The following is a 19,802-nucleotide window of genomic DNA, read 5'->3' on the forward strand; positions in this document are numbered from 1 at the left end:
GCGCGAGGGATCGTCACCCGAAGGCCGAGACGGCGAAGCCGGCTCGGGGAGCGGCGGGACGCCGCGACGAGAGCCCGGCCGGCCGCAGGGCGGCGCGCCCGGAGCCTGCAGCTGCCGGAGGCGCTACGCGCATCATCTGGCTAGTGGCGCTACGCGCTTGGAGCTACGGGCCTTTGTCGGCCAGCCAGAGACTCACGTCCTGGATCGAGCGCATGGCCGCAAAAGAGAACGTCAATCCAGACGGCTGACGCGGCGGCCCTCGCTGCGCGCTTCGATAAAGGCGCCTGCGATCTTCATCATGAATGCCTTGCTGAAACGACCGAGGGGCTTACCGTCGGATTCGATGTACCAGGAGCGTTCGGCAATATCGTAGTTGTATTCGTCAACCACGATCCAGCAGCGTTTGAGATCGGTCAGACCGGCGCGGCGGCACTCGATAGCGGAGACTTCCAAACCGACCCGATCGCTGGTCGGTGGCTGGGTGGTTATCGCCAGGAGCGCGAGATGGGTCAGGCCATCTCTTGCGCCGCGGACAGCGATGACCACGCAGGTCGGCCGGCTCTTGCGGCCTTCCGTTTCGCCGCGCTCGTGTTGCCATGCCCAAAGATACGGGTAGGAGATCACCTGACCAGGCAGAAATCTACCGCTCATCATCGTATCCTTCCCCGCGCGCCAATCGATCGATCTCGGCGGCGAAGAGTTCCGTGTGTTCCTCCGGCATCTCGGAGACATGGTATGCGCGGCGGGGATCGCCGCCGATGCGCATCCGTTCGTAGTGCTCGTAGCTCATCAGCACGAACCGGGGTTTCCGGTGCTTGGTGAGAATAACGGGTTCGCGGCTGGCAACGTCGGTGACGTCGCCAACCTGCTTGTTGAGATCCCCGGTCGTGAACTGGCGCATGGCTGGCCTCCTTACCAATCTCCATATTATCTGGATTTTCTGGATTTGCAAGAAAACGGCGCTCACGCGCCGTCCTCCGCGAACCGCCAGACGGGGATGCCTAGCCGACGCGCCTTGTCGGCAAGGTTGTCAGTGATCCCGGAGCCGGGAAAGACGATCAGACCGTAGGGCACCACGGAGAGAAGCTGGTCGTTGCGGCGGAACGGGGCTGCCTTGGCGTGCCGGGTCCAGTCCGGCTTGAAGGCGATCTGGGTGACCTTGCGGTTCTCGGCCCAGCAGGCGGCGATGCGTTCGGCGCCGCGCGGGCTGCCGCCGTGGAGCAGGACCATGTCGGGATGCTTCTCGCGAGCCTTGTCAAGCGCGTCCCAGATCCTGTCGTGATCGTTGCAGTCGAGGCCGCCGGCGAAGGCGATCTTGGTCCCTGCTGGAACGAGCACCTCGGTTTCGGCGCGACGGCGGGCGGCGAGGAAGTCGCGGCTGTCGATCACCGAAGCGGTCATCGCCTGGTGGCTGACCTTGGAGCCGGTGCGCGGTCGCCATGCCGATCCGGTTTGTGCCTCGTAGAGATCGGCGGCCTCATCGCGCATGATTTCGAGCACGTTGCGGCGCTCGATATAGCTGATGCCTTCCGCGGTCAGCCGCTCCAGCTCGACCGACTTCACCTCCGAGCCGTCCTGCTCCTGCTGGCTCGAACGCTGCGCCTCCTCGTTGCGGTCTAGGCTGCGGGCGACACGCTCGGCGGCACGGTGGAAGACGTTTGCGAACGACCAGAGCAGGTCGTCGAGATCGGGTTCGAGCCTGGTGTCCCCGAGCATGCCGGCGAAGGTTTCTACGATCCCGGCGAGGCCGGCCCGGATCACCTCGTCGTCGGGAAGCGGCCGAGGATCAGGTTCGTCCTGATGCGGGCGATGGCCGTACATCTGCAGTTCGAGGATGACACGATCGGTCGGCGAGGAGGCGTGGTAGGGTTCGTAGGCGTCGTCGAAAGGAAGCTCGTAGGTCATGGCGTGTCTCCGTCGGTTGTGGCCGCGCCCATCGCGGCCTGACAGCGCATCCCGGCCGCGCCCCGGGCGCGGCCGCACCGAAGGCCGGAGCGCGAGCGGAGGACGGCGAAGCCGTTGCGGCCGTGACCGGGGGGTGGCAGGGGTCGCCTCTCAGGCAGGCCGCGGGCGCGGCCTCTCTGGTGGAGCGCCGCCATGTCTGCAGGCTGTCCGGCGACGCCGCGCCGGCCCGCGTGCCGGCCCGACCATTCATCCGGGCGGCAGGAAGAGACGTGCATCCTCCGGGACGAGCTGACCGCTGAGCCATGCCGCGAGATGGGCCTGGCCGAGATGACGCAGATCGTCGTTGAAGTCGCCGAGCTGCGGCCGCAACACCAAGGCGAGGATTCCGGCCTCGCCCGCGCGCTGGCTGAGACGCTTGATGCCGTGCCGGCCGGCGGCGTCGGCATCGGCCGCGATGTAGAGGCGACGGCAGCCAAGCGGAAACGTCAGGCCGGCGAGGTGATTAGCCGAGGTGGCGGCCGCCACCGGCAGCGCCGGCATCACCACCTTAAGCGAAGCCATCGTCTCGAACCCCTCGCCGGCGGCCATAACCGGGGCGAGCGCACCGGGCTCAAGCCCAAGCCAGATGGCGTTGCCCAAGAGATGACCCAGTGAGCGGCGCGGATCGGCGAGTTGCGCCTTGCCCTGACCCGAGGGATCAAGCCAGGTGCGTTGCAGGCCGGTGATCTTCCCGTCGAAGCTGGTGACCGCGGCAATCAGCGCAGGAAGGGTCCGCGTCTCGCCCGTCACGAAATCCCTGTAGTAGCAGCCAGGATGGAAGCGCAGCGCGCGCTCATGCGTCGAAAGCAAAATGCCGCGACCGGCAAGATAGCGTTCGGCCAGCGTACCGGCGATCGGATGGGACATGGCGAACAGGCGACGCGCGGCGTCAGGCGAGCCGCGTGTCGCAGCAGGCTGGCGATGCGAGCCAAGGGGCTGGGGCGGTGGCAGCGGCATGGAGAGGAAGCGACGTGCTTCATCCGCGACCTCGCGGAAGTCGACCAGGCCACAGCTCTGCTCGATGACGTCGAGCAGGTCGCCATATTCCCCCGACGACTCGTCGACCCATCTTCCCGCTGCCTTGCCGCCAACCGCCTTGAGCCGCACATGCATGGAACGGCCGCGCGTGTTGCGGACATCACCGACCATCCAGTAATTGCCGAAGCGATGGCCGTTGGAGAGATATTCGCGGCACGCCGCCTCGGCATGTTCGCCGAGGCGGCGTGCCAGCTCGGATGCCGAGCCGGACATGACCGCTTCCCCCTCAAACCGCTGCTGTTCGGTCGGTGACGCCAACCAGCGTATGGCTGTCGATAAGCGTGGCGAGAATGGCGGACCCTTGCGCGGTCGTCGGGATGAACAGCCGCAGCTTCCAGGAGATGATCTCGGAGATCAGCCCCAGCGCCTTCAGCCGAGGGACCATCGCGTCGGTGAAGCCGATCAATTCGACACGGTAGTCGTTCATGACCCGACTGCGGCGTAGAATCAGGCCATCGGCGAGTTGCAGCCCGATCCGTCCGTCGACAAGCCCGGTCCAGGCATCTTCCGGCGCGAGCTTGGGTACATCGTCGAGCCCCAGATTGCGAAACATGGTCGCGACCAGCGTCGGCGCGATGTGGCGGCCGATGATGCGTTCGCCGGCGTCGGTCTGGATCCGGTAGACCTGACAATCATGGTCCGGCAGCCGACGCCAGATCGGCAGCAGCAGACCCGTCACGATGTAAAAGGTGCTGGTGGTAAACTCCGGGACGGCGGCGACTTCTGCCTGCCACAGGTCGCAGAACAATTTTCGGTCGGTCGGCTGCCAGTGGGTTTCGGCAAGCGCGTCGAGACCGAAGCGCACCTCGTCCGTTGGCCGCAGCAAGCGCACTCGGTGTTCGACGGTTCCGTCGTCGAGCATCAGGCTCGCCGTGGGAACCCGGATCGCCGTGCGGTTCGATCGCGTGTTCACCAACAGAACCGCTTGCGGTTCCGCCCGGACGATGGCCAGCGCGTCGACGAGGCTGAGCGGCCGTGTACGGTCCTTGCGCGCGACGGTCAGCACATGCGACTGCGCGCCCGAGACCGGGTGCGCGTAGACGGTGCGGCGATCGGTGACGACGATGCTCTCCGCCGTGATCGTCTCCAGACCTTTGTCATAGGAGCCGGCAGCGATCGCTCCCTCGACCTTCGCCGCCATCAACTGCTCGAACACCTCGAACACCAGGTTCTGGGTTTCGATGCGCAGCGCCAGCAGGCGATTGAGCCAGGTCGTGATCGGCGGCAGTTCGTCGCGCAGCCCGCCCTCGTCAGTCGTCAGCGACAGGCCGGTCACGGTCTCGAAGGTCGTGAGCGAGCAGCCCTCGATCCTGCCCTGATGCAGCAGCATGTAGAATTGGCGAAGTGCGGCCCGCGCGTAGGGGCTTTCGAGATTGTCCTCGGCACGGAACAGCCCTGCCCCGCCGGTCTGGCGCTGGCCGCGCGTGATCGCGCCCAGCGTGTCGAGCCGCCTGGCGATCGTCGACAGGAAGCGTTTGCCGGCCTTCACATTGGCGGCCATGGGCCGGAACAGCGGCGGTTGCTTCTGATTTGTGCGGTGGGTCCGCCCGAGACCCTGGATGGCGTTGTCGGCGCGCCAGCCGGCTTCGAGCAGATAGTGCTTGCGCAGCCTCTGGTTCCTGACCCCGAGATCGGCGTGGTAGGAGCGGCCAGTGCCGCCGGCGTCGGAGAAGATCAGAACGCTCTTGTCATCATCCATGAAACTCTGGGTCTCTGCGAGATTAGCCGAGCCAGGGCGGTTTTCCACGGCGAGCCGCTCGATGCCGTCGCGGCCGGTCTTTTTGAGGATACGCCGCGCGCGGCCAGTCACCTCGGCGACGATGTCGATGCCGAAGTGATGGATGATCTGGTCCAGCGCGCTGCCGACAGGCGGCAGCGATGCGAGTTTTTCGATCATCTCGTCGCGCCGGCGAACGGCCTCCCGGCATTGGACGGGATTGCCGCCGGCGTCGTGGACCGGCCGCGAATAGACGTTGCCTTCGGCGTCCGAATATTCCTCGAACAACTGGGTGGGGAAGGAGTGCATCAAGTAGCCGCCGACGTACTCGCGCGGCGTGACGTCGACATGCAGGTCAGACCATTCCTCGGTCGGAATCTCGGCAAGCCGTCGTTCCATCAGCGCCTCGCCGGTCGAGACGATCTGCACGACCGCCGAATGACCTTCGACCCGGTCCTTTTCGATCGCGCCGATCAGGGTGGGCGTCATCATCGAGGTGATGAGATGGCTGAAGAAGCGTTGCTTGGTGCTCTCGAAGGCTGAGCGCGCCGCTGTCCTGGCGTTGCGGTTCAGCGTGCCGGACTCACTGGTGATGTTGGTCGCCTCGAGCGCGGCGGTCAGGTTGTTGTGAATGACCTGGAATGCATCTGCATAGGCGTTGTAGATGCGGATCTGTTCCTCGGTCAGCGCGTGCTCGAGCAAGTCGTATTCGACCCCGTCATAAGAGAGCGAACGCGCCGCATAGAGACCGAGCGATTTGAGATCGCGGGCGAGCACTTCCATCGCCGCGACACCGCCATCCTCGATCGCCGCGACGAATTCGGCGCGGTTGGCGAAGGGAAAATCCTCGCTGCCCCAGATGCCGAGACGCTGCGCATAGGCGAGATTCTCGACCGCGGTGGCACCGGTCGCGGAGACGTAGACGACGCGCGCGTCGGGAAGGGCGTGCTGCAGCCGCAGTCCCGCCCTTCCTTGCTGCGACGGGGCGACGTCGCCACGCTCGCTTTTGCCGCCAGCTGCGTTGGCCATGGCGTGGGCCTCGTCGAAGACGATGACGCCATCGAAAGATTTTTTCGCCCCCGACGGGTTTCCTCCAATCCTCGTCGGGTTTTCTTTGATCGCCGTCGGGCCTTCGGCCCTCCCTGACTCTTGGTCTACCCAGTCGAGGATCTGGGCTATCCGGGATTTCTTGCCCTCCCGTTCCTGCGAGCGGAGCGTCGCGTAGGTCGTGAACAGGATGCCCTCGGCAAGGCGGATCGGCGTGCCCTGCCGGTAGCGCGACAGCGGCTGAACGAGAAGCTTTTCCTGTCCGAGTGCTGCCCAATCGCGCTGGGCATCTTCCAGCAATTTGTCCGATTTGGAAATCCAGATTGCACGGCGGCGCCCCCGCAGCCAGTTGTCGAGGATGATGCCGGCGACTTGCCGTCCCTTGCCACAGCCGGTTCCGTCACCCAAAAACCATCCACGGCGGAAGCGCACCGCGTTCGCAGCCCCTTCTGGGGCGGCCGAGACGACATCCCAGGTTTCGTCAACCGTCCAGGTGCCGGCGAGATGGCCGCAATGGGCTTCGCCGGCATAGATGACGCTTTCGAGCTGGGCGTCCGACAGCAGGCCCTGATCGATGATCGCATCAGGAAGAAGCGGCCGATAGGAAGGTTTTGGCGGCGCGACGGCGGCCATTGCGGCCGACTGCACGAGCGGCGTCGGATGCGGCTTTGCGCGGGGAATGTCGATCGACTGGAGCGCGTAGGGTTCGTAGATCGAATCGGTGAGCCGGCCGCCCTCTTCCGGCATCCAGTCGCGTAGCTCATAGGCGAGGGGGACTGCCGGCGTACTGTTTGCCTTGACCTGGCTAGCTGGTTTCGCCCGCGCAATCGGGCGGACCGCCGTTGAGACAGCGAGGGGTGAAGCTCTCGCGGCCGATCGGCCGCTCATGTGCATGGCGGCATTGCGCGGGATGACATTGGACAGCGCGCCGATCGAATCGGGAAAACCGCCCGGTAGCCGGGTCGGCAGATCCCTGATCCAGGCGAGCAACGTTTCGACATCAGTGGCCTTGCCCGGCGACCGGACGAACCCGGTCGGGTCGGTAGCAGGAACTTTGTCGATGATGGTCAAGCGGGTCTCAGTGGTGGTGCCATGGCGGGCGTAGACACGACCGTCGAGCGCCGCGGTGAAGATGACGGTGCCCTGCTGCTGCAGGCGTTCGAAGGCCGGCCGCCATTTGGGGTTTTCCGGAGACAGCCCGGTGCCGGTGATGGCGACGAGGCGCCCGCCTGGACGCAGGCGTGCGAATGCGGAAGAGAGGTGCCGCCATGCCGCATTAGTGACATGGCCCTCGACATTGGCGCCGACGCTGAAGGGTGGATTCATCAGCACGACGGACGGCTCGATGGCCGCGTCGAGATGATCGTCGATATGGGCGGCGTCGTGCCGGGAGACGGGGACCCTGGGGAACAGCAGGCCGAGGAGATCGGCCCGCGTCGCGGCAAGCTCATTGAGGGCGATCGAGGCGCGCGCCATTTCGGCATGAACGGCGAGCAGGCCCGTGCCGGCCGAGGGTTCGAGAACGAGGTCGCAAGATGCGATCGTCGCGGCGTGCGCCGTGACGAAGGCCAGCGGCAAGGGTGTGGAGAGCTGCTGCAGGGCCTGGCTCTCGTCGGACCGTCGCGTATGGGTGGGAAGTAGTTCGGCAATGCGCTTAATCATCGCCAGCGTTGCCTGCGGCGTGGTCGACCGCGACAGGATGGCAGGGCCGAACCGGCGCAAAAACAGCACCTGGGCAACTTCGAGCGCCTCATAGGCGTCCTTCCAGACCCACAACCCTTGCGCATCGCTGCCGCCAAAACTGGTCGTCATGGCGGCGCGCAGTGCGGCGGTGGTGACAGGCTCGCCCTGTTCTAGGAAAGGCAAAAGCAGCGTTCCCGCCTGATGGATTGCCAGGGCGTTGTTGATGGAGGCAGGCGTCGGCGTGTCCAGGGGAGCAGCAGTCCGGGCAACGGCCGGTGTGGGCGAAACAATGTTCATGGAAATGTCCTTCGCGAGTGGGGAGTGGCGCCCGCGCGGACACTCTCTGCGCGCCAGCCGGGCCGCACGCCTCCCGGCTCCCCTCTGCCTCTGGCGCCGATGCACCAAAGGGGTTGCGCTCTCTCCAAACCCATGACTTGAATGCGCGCACAGGGATGCGGCGGCGACCTGGAGCTGTGGAGGTGATGCGACGGTTTAGAATTGGCAGTGCGGTCTACGATGAGGCAGCGCCTGACCTGCAGGCGGCGCTTGCAAGCGCCTATGCCCGCACCGAGCGTCCGCTATGCCTGTGCCGCGAGCCAGGCTGCCCGATGTACATCGCCCGCATCGGCGACCTTCATCTGATCAAGCGCATGCCGCTCAGCGGCGGCGGGCATGATCCGTCCTGCGATTCCTATGAATCACCTTATGAACTGTCCGGGCTGGGCGCCTTGATGGGCAGCGCGATAGAGCTCGATCCGCAAAACGGCTTGGCCGCCCTCAAGTTGGACTTCAGCCTGTCGAAGACAGGGAGCCGCGCGGCATCGGTGCCTGCGGGGCAAAGTTCCGCCAGCGTAACCGCCGATCCCAGGAGAATGTCGCTGCGTGGCCTGCTTCATTATCTCTGGCACGAGGCCGAACTGACGGTCTGGACATCGAGGTGGGCCGGCAAACGGCATTGGTGGAATGTCCGCTGGCATCTCCTTGAGGCTGCCGGGCAAATGACAGTGAGGGGCGGACCACTCGCCGATATCCTGTTCGTGCCCGAGCCGTTTCGGGCCGAGAACAGGCAAGCCATCGAGCAGCGTCGCAACGCGGTTCTCGGCACGGCGCTCCCGCCGAAATCAGGTCCACGAAAGTTGCTCGTCCTGGTCGGCGAAGTGAAGGAGATCGTGCCCGCCCGCTCCGGTCAGAAACTCGTCATCAGGCACCTGCCCGGTTTTCCCTTCATCATCGACGATGCATTGCATCGCCGCTTGCAGGCGCGTTTTGAAAAAGAATTGTCGTTGTGGGCAGCGGATTCCAGCTCGCATCTCATGACGATCGCGACGTTCGGACTGAACCTGGCCGGCCTCGCCATTGTCGAGGAGGTCGCGTTGATGGTGGTGTCCGAGAACTGGATTCCCTACGAGACTGTCCCGGAGAAAAGGCTCGTCGATGGGCTCGCCCGCCTTCGCGAGAAGAGCGTGAAGGGATTGCGCTTTGACCTGCAACCCGACCAGCCGATCGCCAATGCGTTGCTTCAGACCAGGGACGAGCCGATCGCGCTCTTTGTCGTTCCGGCCGGAGCGGACCAGAACTTCGAAGTGTCGCTAGACGAAATGATCGCCGCGCGACCGGAGATCGGCTCCTGGGTGTGGCGGGTCGGCGAAGGCGATATGCCGCCGCTACCGCCTTGAGTGTCGGCGAAATTTCGTGGCTGCTTCAGTATGTCTTAGGCCAGGCCCAGCTTCCTCTTGAGCTCGGCATTTTCCTTGCGTAGACGCTCGGCAAGCAGGCTCTTGAGGCGCTTGTTTTCTTCTTCGAGCGCGACAAGATCACGGAGATCGCCGCTGTCTGAAGAAGGTGCGGCAGCCCTCTTCCAATAATAGTAGGTCTGCTCGGATATGCCGGCCTGGCCAACCGCAATCTTGCTGGTCGCGCCGCCAGCGATCGATTTCTCGATCTGGGCAAGCTTCTGGGCGCGTTCCTTCTCAGAATAGGTCTTTCGGGCGGTCTTCGCTGCCACGGGAGCTTCCGCGGCCTGGGGCGCAGGTTTCGCTCCGTTCTTGCGGACCGGCTTTACGAGCTCTGCCTTCGCTTTCTTTGCTCGCGGAACTTTCTTCTTCGATTCAGGCACTCTGGCTGGCGCTACTGTCGTCTGAACAGTCTGATCATCCTGAAAATCGGCCATCATATACTCCGCTTGTGGTCTTTCCCCTTCTTCAGCATCAAGGGGTCTTATAGTGAAGTCAATGACCTGGGAATTTGGGAGCGGAGCAGCATGAGCCGGCTGCGTCATCTCCGTGACAATTTTGGACAGGTCGAGACCACCCCAGATCGAATGGCTTGGCTTTTGCTTGCCGCGCTTCTGTTTCACTTCTACGATAAATGGCCGGATCTGGCGCTTCATAGTCTGTTCCTTCATGTGAGCATGACTTGCAAGCCAAGTCGCTGTTCGTGTTAGCGAGTATCCGACGTATCTTATCGCTCTCGCCGTGCTTTATCGGAGAAGCCCCGCAACGAGCAAGCGGTGTGTCATGGGCCTAGGGCAATCGGCTCAATCAACGCGGGCAAACACGCCAACAGAGAGAGCTGCATCGTACACGAGATGCTCAGGCGTCTAGCCGGCGGTGTGGGATGCTGTGCACAATCCGGCTGGAGCGATTGCAATCCCAATTTTCTTGGCAACTAATCTTCTCATGGGGGAGGATGAGCTGGACGCGCTTGTTTTCGGGATGGCGGTCGACAGCGTTCGGGCGCTTTCTGTTCCTTTCGCGGAAAAAGTCGAAGAAATCGCCCACAGAAGCCACGGCGTGCTGCTTTTCAATTTGCGCATCGATGGCGACATGGAATTTCAGCGCGTCGCCGCCATCCGGTATCCAAGCAATCAGACAGGCGTTCTCGTGCTGGATAAGCAAGGCTTGTTGACCAGCCATTGCATGGTCAATGGCACTTTCTCCTGCTTTATCGCTCCGTTGGAGGACTGGAACACGCTGCCGCTCGCAACGCAGGCCAGGACGACGATCGCCGGCTCGGCCAGCCTGTTCATCGGCGCTTTACGCAATGCCGGGTACCTCCCGCGTCGCAGGCACTGATGCCACGTTTTGCTGAGGGCCGGATGCTTGTATCCTCGGGGCAGTTGGCCATACGGTCTCGCATGCCTCAACAGCTTGAGGATGGGCCGTACGCGGGTGCATCCATTGAGCGAAAGTCGCTCCCCGTGATGGAGACGCTTCACCGCCAAAGCGCGGTTCTTATAGATGGCCATCGTCGTCTTCCTTCATCAGCTCCGACGCAATCGGACTTTGGACAGGAACTCGTCGATCTCGAGATCCGACAGATCATCGAGCAGCTTGAAGACAGCACCATGCCTTCCGGCGTTAACGAGAATCGTGCGTTTGCCGCGATGTTCGGCCCACCGGTCTCGGGATCTGCATTGCGGGCGATCCCCCTAAGCTCGACAGGGGTCATGTTCCAGATCGCCTCAAGCTTTTCCGCGCGGGTCATGCTATCGCTCGCGCCGGTCTCGTGGGCGATGATGGCGGCGCGCATCTTGTCTGGCGACTGCCGATCCGTGAGATCGCAGAAGCCATGAAACCAGCGCTCGCGCCCGCGGATCCGGATCGCGAAGAATACGCTGTCACGTTGCCGGCCTTGAACTCCGACATGCCGAACATGCCGGTGCGCATGAACAGCGGCGGCATCAAATCGAGTATGAAGTGGTATTCTGACGCGGGGATCTCGAACCACTCGCCTGAATAGGGAGTGCCGGAAAGCGGATCGATGCCGGGAGTGTCCTTGTGTCGGCTGAACAGTTGGAACATCTGCTCGCGGGTGACGACGACGTCGAGCACCTTACTGAACGGCGGATGTGCGGTCATGGGGTTCTCCTAAACGCAGGTCGGCCACGCGCGGCATGAACCGCGTCGTGGCAATTGGTTGGTGGTGTTGTGGCTGTCGACTGGCCGAGCCTGCGGCCGGCGCGTACACCCGCGATGATGGGGTTTGCAGGGTTCAGGCGGCGCGGCGCTCGAAGGAACGCGAAGCGTCTCGACCAACCCCGGTGATGGCACGCACGGCGGCGGCGAGCGCCGGGATGTCGTCGAGCATGCCGAGCGCAACGAAGTGGTTGGCCCCGCCGGTATAGTCGTTGCGGCCCTTGCAGGTGCGGATCAGGATGCCGTGACCTGAGGATAAGCCGAACTGGCCGACCTGGATGTAGGCGCGGTCATGGTGCAGGGTAATTTCACCGGAAACGGCTATGCACGCCTTGTTTGAGCGCAGGTCAAAACTTCCCTGCGGCAGGGCAAGTTCGGCGGCGAGTTTCTTCAGCCGTGAACGGGCTGTGGTGTGGAAACGTCTCTTCTGCTGCTCGTCGTAGGAGCAGCTTCTGTTCCAGTCGAACATGTCGATCTCCATGAAACGCAAGCGCCCGGGTCGCAATGGCGATCCCGGGCTCGAGAGTGAGTTGGAACTGAAAAGGGCCCGGCGGGAGTGCCGGGCCCTGTGCGAGCGTGATACCGGTTATTCGGCGGCCTGGAGGTGGTCCGCCTCGTCGCTGTCTATGGTCACCGGCTCATCGGAGGACGGATCCGCATCGTCGGCGAGGAAGGCGGGAAGCTCGGCGGCATCGCCGTCGAGAGCCGCCTCGACCGACATGTCGCCGGCGACCGCGTCGCCAGCATCGGCAGACACTTCATCGACCTCAACGCGCAGCGGCTCTGGCAGCCAGTTCGAGCCTTCGAGAAGACGGGCAGCTTCACGGGCCATGATGTCCTTCTTCATGTGGTCGATCAGCTGTGCGGAGTCTGCGCCACGCGCTTCACGGACAGCTTGTAAAATCCGCGCCTTGGTGAGCCGCCCGAGAAACTCGACCGTGGGCGTCCAGCCGGCGTCGACCATGTCGAACTGGAGCGAGCGGCCAAGCACGTCTGCATGCTCGAGCGCCTTCGCTCGCCTGTTCCAGGGTTCGACCACCGCATTGAGGGTCAGCGAGACACAGTGCGCGAACAGCGCCTTGCGGCTTGCTTCATCGAGGCCGAGCAGGAAGTCCCACAGGCCTTCCGCCTCATCTGGCAAATCGCGGTCCCACGCTTCGTGCCGCTCGGAGATCTCCTTGGCCCAGGATGTCTCGGCAAGACCGTCGACCTGACTGAAGCTGCCGCTCTTCAGGCTGATCTCCAGGCACGTGTTCGGCGCGAAGCGATAGAAAACCTGCAGGACGAAGGCATGGAGTGCGGCGACGAAGGCGCTGTCGACGTCACCGGCGACCGCGTTGCGTAGTGCCAGCGTCCGCTGCGCGGTCAGGTCGAAGACGAGCCGATCAGGCAGTGGCTTGATGCCATCGTCCTCGCCGTCGTCGCCCGAGGCGTCGTGCACCGGTATGCCGTTGACAACAACACCATCGCCATCGTCGCCGCCATTAGATCGGGTTTCGCCGTCGGCGCCCTGTTCCTCGCCCTCATCGACGTCGCCGGTTTCGGTCCGCGGCTCGTCCTCGTACCGCACGAAACCGGCATCGACCTGGAGCGCGCCGTTCGCGGCAAGCGTGACGAACACACCGGCGATGGCCTTCTGGGCGGGATCGTAGCTTTGAGGACGATCATCGATCGCATCGAGCTCGGAACCCAACTGGTCAAGCTTCGCCTCGATTGCTTCATCGGCATCCTCGGCCTTGGCATAGTCCGCATCCAGCTGGTCGTATTCGGCCTTCAGCGCGTCGTAGCGTTCAATCTCCCCGGCGCTGAGCTCCTGCGCCTCGGCGTAGATGCGCCGCATGCCGGAGGTGTGGCCATAGGGAAAGCTGATCGCCGCCTCGACCCATTTCCAGCCTTCGGCGCGGATCGCCTCGGCATCCACCTTCAACCTGTCGAAGACAAGCTGCTCGAGAAGTGCGGCATCCTGGAACCAGCCGCCGGAATCCTGCTCGAACAGATCGCGAAGGATGACCCCGCCGGCAGCCTCATAAGCTTCGGCGCCGACATAGACGGCCCGGCGATCATCGGCCCGCACCGTCGTCTCCGTCAGCAGACGCCTGATGTAATACGGTTCCTGCGTGTGCGAGCTGGAGATCCGCTCCCAGACCTGTTCCTGGCGCGCATGATCGTCGGAGATCGAAAACGCCATGATTTGCTCGAGCCGGATTTCGTCCTTCTCGTAGAGATCGAGAAGCTTTGGCGATACCGATGCCAGCCGCAGGCGCTGTCTCACGGTGGCCGGCGATACGAAGAAGCGGGCACCGATCTCGTCGGGATCGAGGCCCTGATCGCTGAGCGTCTTGAAGGCACGAAACTGGTCGAGCGGGTGCAGGTCGGCGCGCCGGAGGTTTTCGGCAAGCGAATCCTCCTCGGCCGAGGTCTCCTGCCCGCGGTTGACAATGCAGGGGATTGGCTCGTTCTTCGCCAGGCGCTTTTGCTTGATGAGGATGCCGAGCGCCAGGTACCGCCGGCCGCCGGCCGGCACCTCAAACGTGCCGGTCTCCTCGCCCTCGCCGTCGAGCACGGGACGGACGTTCAGGCTCTGGATCAGCTTTCGCCGTCCGATGTCTTCCGCCAACTGCTCGATCGACACGCCGTCCTTGATGCGCCGAACATTTTTCTGCGACAACATTAGCTTGTCATAGGGAATATTCTCCGCGGCGTTCATCGCGATCTTCTGAATGGCGTTCTTTGCCATGGTCAGGTTCTCCATAACGGGCGGCCCGGGGCCTCTCCCCGAACCTCCAAGCCCGTCAGCAACCCTCCCCTCCCCCCTCTGCCTCCAGGCCTCACGCCAGCGCCGCCTCCCGACTTGCAGGCTCAACATGAAGCGCTGCTGGTTTCGGCTCGCGGATCTAGACGCAGCCGAGCCGCACCCGAGGCGCCTTCGGCATGTTGGCGTCACCGCGTACTCCTACGAAAGAGCGCTGTCCTCTTGCTTAGGAGGACGGCGCTGGAATTGATGGAGACGGCCTGGTGGCAAGGCCGGCGACGGAATTGTTCGTTGCCGGCCTCCTCAGGATCAGGCGGCGAAGTCGAGAAGCTTCTTGGCTTTGCCCTCCATTTCCAGGCGGACATCCTGATGCGGCTTGTCGCGCGCGACCCGCGTGATGCCCTGCACGAAATCAAAGATCGATTCCGGTGGTCTGCCTTCCTCCATGAGAACAGTATCGATGATCTTCGTGGTCTCGGACTTGGAGAAGCCGCGCTTGCGCAGGAAGCCCTGGCGATCGTCTTCGTCTCTGGCAACGACCCTTTGCCGCGCCGTCTTGATGCCGTTGACAAATGGCATGGGCGAGGAATCGGCAAACTGGATCAGCGTCGGCTCGGCTTCCAGGGCGAAACGGGAGGCCGCGTATTTTGAGTGGCGGATGGTGATTTCCTCGAAATCTTCGACGCCCCACAGATTACGATTCTGACACACTGCACGTAGATAGAAGCTGGCGATGCCGAGGGTGCGGGCTCCGACTTCGGAATTCCAGCAATAGAAGCCGCGGAAATAGAGATCCGGTTCCCCATTCGGCAGCCGCCCGGCCTCGATCGGGTTCAGATCGTCGACGAGGAACAGGAAGATATCGCGATCAGAAGCGTAGAGCGTCGTGGTGTCGCTAGAGATGTCGACGTGCGGAGTGTAGATTCCCGTCGACCAGTCCAGCACGCCGGGCACTTTCCAGCGCGTGTCGCCGGTACCGTTGCCGGCAATCTTTTGCACGGCGCCCACCAGCTCTGAGTCAAATATTCTGCCGTAATCCGGGCCTGTCACCGCCCGCAACTCGAGGCGCCCGTTCTCGATTTCCAGCGTCTTAACCTGTTCGGCGCGGTGGTTGAGGAGACCGTGCTGAAGGTTGATCGCCGCGAGCGGGGCTGGAAGCTGCCGCAGATAGGTGGCTGGTGCGCCGACCAAGGAGGCGAGTTGGCCAAAACTCCAATGCGTGGGGGCAACAGGGCCAGGCGCATCGGGCAGCATTAGCCTCAGGCGCTCCGGATCGTCGCGGCTGGCCTCGACGCGGATCAGCTCACTTTCGACGATGCGGGTCTTGCTGCGCTCCGACCGGCTCTTCACCGCATTTCCAAGGTCGTTGAGGGACAGGTATCGCTCGTCCGCCGGCCGGTTAAACCATTCTGACGACACGCGGCCTATGCGCTGGCCGCGGCTGACGTCGACTTTGTAACCGGCACGCTCGTTACCCTTGGGCGCAAGAATTTCCATCTGGTTCATGGGTGTTGCTCCTTGGCGGGCGCCGGGAGACTCTCTCCCGGACCTTTACCCGCCACCGCAACCCGCCCGCCCTCTTCCTCTCCCGGCATCCGCGCACCATTAGAAGCGTCGGCATTGCGGCAGCGGCCGCGTCAAGGCTGACACCATGAGAGAAGGCACGGGCTTCAGGAAAGTCCGAAGACCAAGCGCCGCTTCACCTTCCGGACGCGGCAGAATTCCGCTGTGCTTTCTTGCGCGCCAAGACCGGTCTGATTTTGGGTAGCGGCCTGCTGAAATTGGACAGGCAACTTGTCTTGAGATCGGACAACCGTCAGTTCTGTTCTGGCCCTAGCCACAAATGTATAAATTGACCCTACGTCATGATACGCGAAGACCGGTATCGATGTCGGAACTGAGAGAGTGATTGCATGTCGAGCAGGTTCGTCCGGCCCGTGGTGGTGCAAATTGGCCGGCATGACCGTGAGCGCGTCATATTCGATGTGAACGACGCAGCCACGATCCTGCTGCGAAGTGTCCCTCATCGGACGGAGAAGCGAAAACTGGCCATGGATGCGTGTCTTCAGGTTCTGCGTGGTGAAGCCCGGACGCCGGTAGCGAGACGGGCCTTTGTTACAGCGGCCTTAGAAGCGAAAATCCTACGCAGCGACTGAGGTCCAAATGATCTCTTCCGGCTTTGGTGCCGGAACTCGGATGCCCGAACGAGGCAACGATGACTGGGAACAGTCCTGCCCTCAGCACGCATGACGGTGAATGGCCTGCCTCCAACTTCCCTGGCTGAAGGTCCCAAGGCAGCTCTGCCATCTCAACATCGTCCACGGAGCGCCTTATGATGACAGATCGTCTACCGAGGCGAAGGGCTCATCGGCCCGCGCAGCGATGATCGCCACCCCGTCATGGTTGGCGAGACCCTTTACCATGCGCGGGCCGAGCCGGACAGGTAAATCACTCTTGCCGACGTGGCCAATCTGCTGCTGCTCTCCGAAGCTGGCTGCAGCAGTAAAGAGCAACTCGTTTTGGCGAAATCACGGATGACGATCAGCGCTTGAGTGAGCGCCCGAACCGGTCCTCGATCCGCGACTGCAGGAATTCGAGCCCCATCGAGAGCAGCCAATAGATCATCGAGGCGGTAATGAGCATCTCGATGTGGCGGAACTCGGTCTGGCCTTGTGTGCGTGCGAGATACATGATCTCCCAGACCCCGACCACCGAGACCAGCGAGGAATCCTTCAACATCGCAATGAACTGGTTGCCGGTCGGCGGCACGATGACGCGCATCGCCTGTGGTAGGATGACCAGGAACATCGTCTGGTTAGCGCTAAGGCCGAGTGCCGTAGCACCCTCGGTCTGGCCGCGCGAGATGCTTTCGATGCCGGCACGGAAGATCTCGGTCATGTACGCGCCGTAGCAGAGTGACAGCGCCATGATGCCGGCCGGCACGGCTCCGATCACGTAGCCAATCTGCGGCAGGCCGAGATAGATGATGTAGATCTGCATCAGCAGCGGCAAGCCACGAAACAGAGAGGTATAGAAGGTCGCCAACCCATAGACCACGCCGTTGCGGGAAAGTTTGGCGATGGCGCCAACGAAGGCGATGAGGGTGGCGATGGCGATCGAAATCGCCGAAATGTAGAGGGTCGTCACTACACCCTTCGAGACGAGGAAGCCGATCTTCTTGGCGATGAACGCGAAGGACAGGTCGAAGGAATAGAAAAACAGCATTAACAACACGAACAGCTCTATCCAAACCGCCACAATCTGCTGTTTGCGGCTGAGATACCGCAGCGCGTTCCAGTTCGCCGCCACGATCAGTGCGATCAGCACCGCCGAGACCGCCCGCCCGATCTCAGGGTTGGCGGCGAGCCACTCGACTGCCCCCGGAACAAGCTTGCCGAGCCAACTGGCTTTGATGCCGAGCCCGTACAGGCCGGCGGCGAAGGCGGCGAGCATGAAGAACACGCCAACGCGGCGCGCCGCGTCCGGGTGGTTGAGCAACAGTCGGCCGATCACGTCCTCGATCTCCCTGTGGTCAACGGGCGCGCTCGCGCCACCAATCCTGCGCCTGCAGCTTCCAGTAGGTGAGTTGCGCAACCGCAAGTCCAGCCGGGCCGCCCGCCCAGGCAAGGCCGAATGGTGCGAACAGCCGGTAGCGGTCCGATTGCCCCAGTATGGCTTCGGCGATCAGCTTGCCGGCGATCGCCGTGGTGTTGATGCCATGGCCGCCAAAGGCCGTGAGGTACCAGACGCCCGGCTGCAACGGGCCTATCTGGGGCATAAGGTGTCGGGCATAAGACATGAGCCCGGACCAGGCGAGTTCGGTCTTGAGCTGTTCGAGCTGCGGATAAGTGGTGATCATCTCACGGCGTAATTGCCTCGCCAACACACCCGATGACGCTGCCCGGGTGGTGATGCGCCCTCCCCAGAGCAGCCGCCTGCCGTCTTCGACAACACGGTAATAATCGCCTGCGCGGCGGTTGTCGCCGACGGCGTCGGTCGTCGTAATCGCTTTGGCGATGAGGTCAGGCGCCTCCTCGCTCACCATGACGTAAGTGGCGATCGGCAGGAATGCCCGCTGCAGCCGGCTGACCAGTGGCCCCGTATATCCGCCGGTGGCAAATACGGCCTGGCGGGCGCGCACTTCGCCGCTGTCGGTACGCAAGACCTTTTCGGCGCCGTCAAGGTTGGCTTCAACGGCAGCCGTTCTCTCGTATATCCTGCCGCCCAGCCGTTCGATCTCGCCAGCAACGGCGCGCAGATAGTTAAGCGGATGCATGTGGAAGGCGCTGGGATCGCGCAGGCCTTGGTGGTAGCGATCGGAACGCAGCACCGCTCTCACCTGGTCGCGATCGAGATAGTCGAGCCGATAGTCGAAATCCCGCGCCAGCTGCTCGGCATATGCCTTGAGCGCGGGGCCACCATCATGGCGAAGCACGCTCAATATACCGGAGCGCGGCTCTGCCGCCTTGATATCGAGATCGCGGATCGTCTGCCGCACGAAGTCGACGCCTTCGATGGACAGGCGGTGCAGTTTTTGTGCCGCGCCCACGCCGGCCATCGCGGCGATGTTGTCGGTGCCGGTGGCGAAGCCGGGATTGACGAAGCCGCCATTGCGACCGGAAGCGCCGAAGCCGATGCGCTGCGCCTCAAGCACGACGACCTGCTGGCCGGCGCGAGCCAGCTGCAACGCCGTCGTCAGGCCGGCCAGTCCGCCGCCGACAACGACTGTTTCGCACTCCGAAACGCCGCTCAGCGCCGGTCTGATGGTGTTGTCGGCAAGCGTGCGTCGGTAATAGGTGTCAGGATATGTCATGATCAGTATGATGAGGTGGTGGCACTAGAGCATTTTGCAGGCAGGCGGAGCCGCCCGGTGTCGTGGAAATGCAGCTGAAACAAAACAGATGGAGCGGGATGTTCAATTGAATGTATCCCGCTCAAGCTTGTCCACGACGCTCCTCAGTCGGCGCTGTAATCCTTGCCGTACCACTTGGTGGTCAGCTTCGCGAGGGTACCGTCCTTCTTCATCTCGTCGAGAATGCCGCCGATTTTGGCATTCCACTCGCCATCACCTTTTTCCGCGATCACCACCAGTGGCTCACGGAAGGCATAGCCGCCTTCTAGGACACGCAGGGGGTAGCCGTTCTTTATCGCGTTCTGCGCCGTCTGTTCCGGTGCGATGACCGCGTTGAGGCGCACGCCGTCGCCGAGCCTCAAATCGTCGAACGGCAGCATTGAGTCGGCAAAAGTCCTGATCTCACCGGGCTCCAGCTTGTATTCGATGGGCGGCAGGCCGGGAGCATCGATCTCGAGTTGTCTGCGGATGAAATCCTCCGACGTGGTGGCGGTCTCGACGCCGATGATCTTACCATTTAGGTCGGCGACCGACTTGGCCGGGCTGTCCTTGTGAACCACGTAAACGTAGGGGCTATAATAATAGATGCCTTCGAAATCGATCACCTTGGCCCGCGCTTTGGTCGGCGTCACCGAGCCGACCCCCAGATCGTAGCGTCCCTGCCAATGGCCGCCCGTCATCGTCGCCCAGTCCGGCGTGTCGAAACTGACCTCGACACCGAGGCGCCTTGCGATCTCCTTCGAGACGTCGATGTCGAATCCGACCAACTGATTGCTGTCATCGAGGAAGCTTTGCGGCGGCCAGCCGCTGTTTGTGGCGACCACCATTGCCTTCTTCGAGGTAACCCGGTCG

Annotated in this window: 18 protein-coding genes and 1 pseudogene; 4 read left to right on the forward strand and 15 right to left on the reverse strand. The window is 63.0% G+C overall.

Going from position 1 to position 19,802, the window contains the following annotated elements; all coding sequences use genetic code 11:
* On the forward strand, positions 1–248 hold a 248-nt coding region (locus EOA19_RS35720; protein ID WP_206638154.1), incomplete at its 5' end, for a hypothetical protein.
* Here EOA19_RS35720 and EOA19_RS33330 read toward each other — a convergent pair.
* From EOA19_RS33330 to EOA19_RS33350, 5 genes are all read right to left on the reverse strand, one after another.
* Positions 232–651: a hypothetical protein gene (locus EOA19_RS33330; protein WP_128305978.1), complete on the reverse strand. Its 420-nt coding sequence runs from the start codon at positions 649–651 to the stop codon at positions 232–234. The genes EOA19_RS35720 and EOA19_RS33330 overlap by 17 nt on opposite strands.
* Complete coding sequence (locus EOA19_RS33335) at positions 641–901, reverse strand: type II toxin-antitoxin system prevent-host-death family antitoxin (RefSeq protein WP_057143280.1); 261 nt, start codon at positions 899–901, stop codon at positions 641–643. Before EOA19_RS33335 ends, EOA19_RS33330 begins: the two co-directional genes overlap by 11 nt.
* A gap of 62 nt (positions 902–963) precedes the next feature.
* Positions 964–1,905, reverse strand: coding sequence for a DUF2493 domain-containing protein (locus EOA19_RS33340; protein WP_128305979.1), 942 nt, complete (start codon positions 1,903–1,905; stop codon positions 964–966).
* Between the two features lie 246 nt (positions 1,906–2,151).
* Entirely contained in the window at positions 2,152–3,195 is a 1,044-nt protein-coding gene (locus EOA19_RS33345) for a toprim domain-containing protein (protein WP_128305980.1), read from the reverse strand.
* A gap of 13 nt (positions 3,196–3,208) precedes the next feature.
* Complete coding sequence (locus EOA19_RS33350; protein WP_128305981.1) at positions 3,209–7,726, reverse strand: strawberry notch family protein; 4,518 nt, start codon at positions 7,724–7,726, stop codon at positions 3,209–3,211.
* A gap of 185 nt (positions 7,727–7,911) precedes the next feature.
* On the opposite strand from EOA19_RS33350, the gene EOA19_RS33355 reads away from it, so the two are divergent.
* On the forward strand, positions 7,912–9,105 hold the full coding sequence (locus EOA19_RS33355) for a DUF1173 domain-containing protein (RefSeq protein ID WP_127297748.1): 1,194 nt from the start codon (positions 7,912–7,914) through the stop codon (positions 9,103–9,105).
* Positions 9,106–9,140: 35 nt separating this feature from the next.
* On the opposite strand, the gene EOA19_RS33360 is transcribed toward EOA19_RS33355, so the two are convergent.
* Positions 9,141–9,818, reverse strand: coding sequence for a transposase (locus tag EOA19_RS33360; RefSeq protein WP_245486441.1), 678 nt, complete (start codon positions 9,816–9,818; stop codon positions 9,141–9,143).
* Positions 9,819–10,038: 220 nt separating this feature from the next.
* On the opposite strand from EOA19_RS33360, the gene EOA19_RS33365 reads away from it, so the two are divergent.
* Positions 10,039–10,503 carry a hypothetical protein gene (locus EOA19_RS33365; RefSeq protein ID WP_348629862.1) on the forward strand — a complete coding sequence of 155 codons (465 nt, stop codon included), beginning with the start codon at positions 10,039–10,041 and terminating at the stop codon, positions 10,501–10,503.
* Between the two features lie 139 nt (positions 10,504–10,642).
* Here the strand turns inward: EOA19_RS33365 and EOA19_RS36595 are convergent, their stop codons facing one another.
* From EOA19_RS36595 to EOA19_RS33385, 5 genes are all read right to left on the reverse strand, one after another.
* The gene (locus EOA19_RS36595) at positions 10,643–11,026 is read right to left on the reverse strand and encodes a DUF1419 domain-containing protein (protein ID WP_348629863.1); all 384 of its coding nucleotides are present in this window, start codon (positions 11,024–11,026) and stop codon (positions 10,643–10,645) included.
* Positions 10,912–11,289: a DUF1419 domain-containing protein gene (locus EOA19_RS36240; protein WP_245486443.1), complete on the reverse strand. Its 378-nt coding sequence runs from the start codon at positions 11,287–11,289 to the stop codon at positions 10,912–10,914. The genes EOA19_RS36595 and EOA19_RS36240 overlap by 115 nt, the downstream gene beginning before the upstream one ends.
* Before the next feature lie 133 nt (positions 11,290–11,422).
* A complete protein-coding gene (locus tag EOA19_RS33375) occupies positions 11,423–11,815 on the reverse strand; it encodes a hypothetical protein (RefSeq protein WP_164893112.1) in 393 nt (130 codons plus the stop codon).
* Positions 11,816–11,932: 117 nt separating this feature from the next.
* A complete protein-coding gene (locus EOA19_RS33380) occupies positions 11,933–14,083 on the reverse strand; it encodes a ParB/RepB/Spo0J family partition protein (RefSeq protein WP_128305983.1) in 2,151 nt (716 codons plus the stop codon).
* Positions 14,084–14,407: 324 nt separating this feature from the next.
* Positions 14,408–15,604, reverse strand: coding sequence for a DUF932 domain-containing protein (locus EOA19_RS33385; protein WP_128305984.1), 1,197 nt, complete (start codon positions 15,602–15,604; stop codon positions 14,408–14,410).
* A 407-nt stretch (positions 15,605–16,011) separates the two neighbouring features.
* Here EOA19_RS33385 and EOA19_RS33390 point away from each other — a divergent pair, with 407 nt between their 5' ends.
* On the forward strand, positions 16,012–16,254 hold the full coding sequence (locus EOA19_RS33390; protein WP_127297616.1) for a DUF982 domain-containing protein: 243 nt from the start codon (positions 16,012–16,014) through the stop codon (positions 16,252–16,254).
* A gap of 26 nt (positions 16,255–16,280) precedes the next feature.
* On the opposite strand, the pseudogene EOA19_RS36245 reads toward EOA19_RS33390, so the two are convergent.
* From EOA19_RS36245 to EOA19_RS33415, 4 genes and pseudogenes are all read right to left on the reverse strand, one after another.
* A pseudogene (locus EOA19_RS36245) lies at positions 16,281–16,405 on the reverse strand (SOS response-associated peptidase); the annotation flags it as partial.
* A gap of 234 nt (positions 16,406–16,639) precedes the next feature.
* Positions 16,640–17,611 (reverse strand): amino acid ABC transporter permease, encoded by a 972-nt coding sequence (locus EOA19_RS33405; RefSeq protein ID WP_127297614.1) that lies wholly within the window; start codon positions 17,609–17,611, stop codon positions 16,640–16,642.
* A gap of 19 nt (positions 17,612–17,630) precedes the next feature.
* The gene (locus EOA19_RS33410) at positions 17,631–18,911 is read right to left on the reverse strand and encodes an FAD-binding oxidoreductase (RefSeq protein WP_128305986.1); all 1,281 of its coding nucleotides are present in this window, start codon (positions 18,909–18,911) and stop codon (positions 17,631–17,633) included.
* A 143-nt stretch (positions 18,912–19,054) separates the two neighbouring features.
* Positions 19,055–19,802, reverse strand: a 748-nt coding sequence (locus EOA19_RS33415) for a transporter substrate-binding domain-containing protein (RefSeq protein WP_128305987.1), incomplete at its 5' end; no start/stop codon positions are given.

The sequence above is a fragment of the Mesorhizobium sp. M7A.F.Ca.US.010.02.1.1 genome (assembly GCF_004023085.1).
Lineage (GTDB): Bacteria > Pseudomonadota > Alphaproteobacteria > Rhizobiales > Rhizobiaceae > Mesorhizobium.

What these genes read in the sequence shown, in the direction of transcription:
- EOA19_RS36240 (WP_245486443.1), bottom strand. Translation starts at nt 11,289, where the DNA reads ATGACCGCACATCCGCCGTTCAGTAAGGTGCTCGACGTCGTCGTCACC.
- EOA19_RS33410 (WP_128305986.1), bottom strand. Translation starts at nt 18,911, where the DNA reads ATGACATATCCTGACACCTATTACCGACGCACGCTTGCCGACAACACC.
- EOA19_RS33330 (WP_128305978.1), bottom strand. Translation starts at nt 651, where the DNA reads ATGAGCGGTAGATTTCTGCCTGGTCAGGTGATCTCCTACCCGTATCTT.
- EOA19_RS33350 (WP_128305981.1), bottom strand. Translation starts at nt 7,726, where the DNA reads ATGAACATTGTTTCGCCCACACCGGCCGTTGCCCGGACTGCTGCTCCC.
- EOA19_RS33375 (WP_164893112.1), bottom strand. Translation starts at nt 11,815, where the DNA reads ATGTTCGACTGGAACAGAAGCTGCTCCTACGACGAGCAGCAGAAGAGA.
- EOA19_RS33380 (WP_128305983.1), bottom strand. Translation starts at nt 14,083, where the DNA reads ATGGCAAAGAACGCCATTCAGAAGATCGCGATGAACGCCGCGGAGAAT.
- EOA19_RS33335 (WP_057143280.1), bottom strand. Translation starts at nt 901, where the DNA reads ATGCGCCAGTTCACGACCGGGGATCTCAACAAGCAGGTTGGCGACGTC.
- EOA19_RS33360 (WP_245486441.1), bottom strand. Translation starts at nt 9,818, where the DNA reads ATGAAGCGCCAGATCCGGCCATTTATCGTAGAAGTGAAACAGAAGCGC.
- EOA19_RS33385 (WP_128305984.1), bottom strand. Translation starts at nt 15,604, where the DNA reads ATGAACCAGATGGAAATTCTTGCGCCCAAGGGTAACGAGCGTGCCGGT.
- EOA19_RS33345 (WP_128305980.1), bottom strand. Translation starts at nt 3,195, where the DNA reads ATGTCCGGCTCGGCATCCGAGCTGGCACGCCGCCTCGGCGAACATGCC.
- EOA19_RS33355 (WP_127297748.1), top strand. Translation starts at nt 7,912, where the DNA reads ATGCGACGGTTTAGAATTGGCAGTGCGGTCTACGATGAGGCAGCGCCT.
- EOA19_RS33390 (WP_127297616.1), top strand. Translation starts at nt 16,012, where the DNA reads ATGTCGAGCAGGTTCGTCCGGCCCGTGGTGGTGCAAATTGGCCGGCAT.
- EOA19_RS33340 (WP_128305979.1), bottom strand. Translation starts at nt 1,905, where the DNA reads ATGACCTACGAGCTTCCTTTCGACGACGCCTACGAACCCTACCACGCC.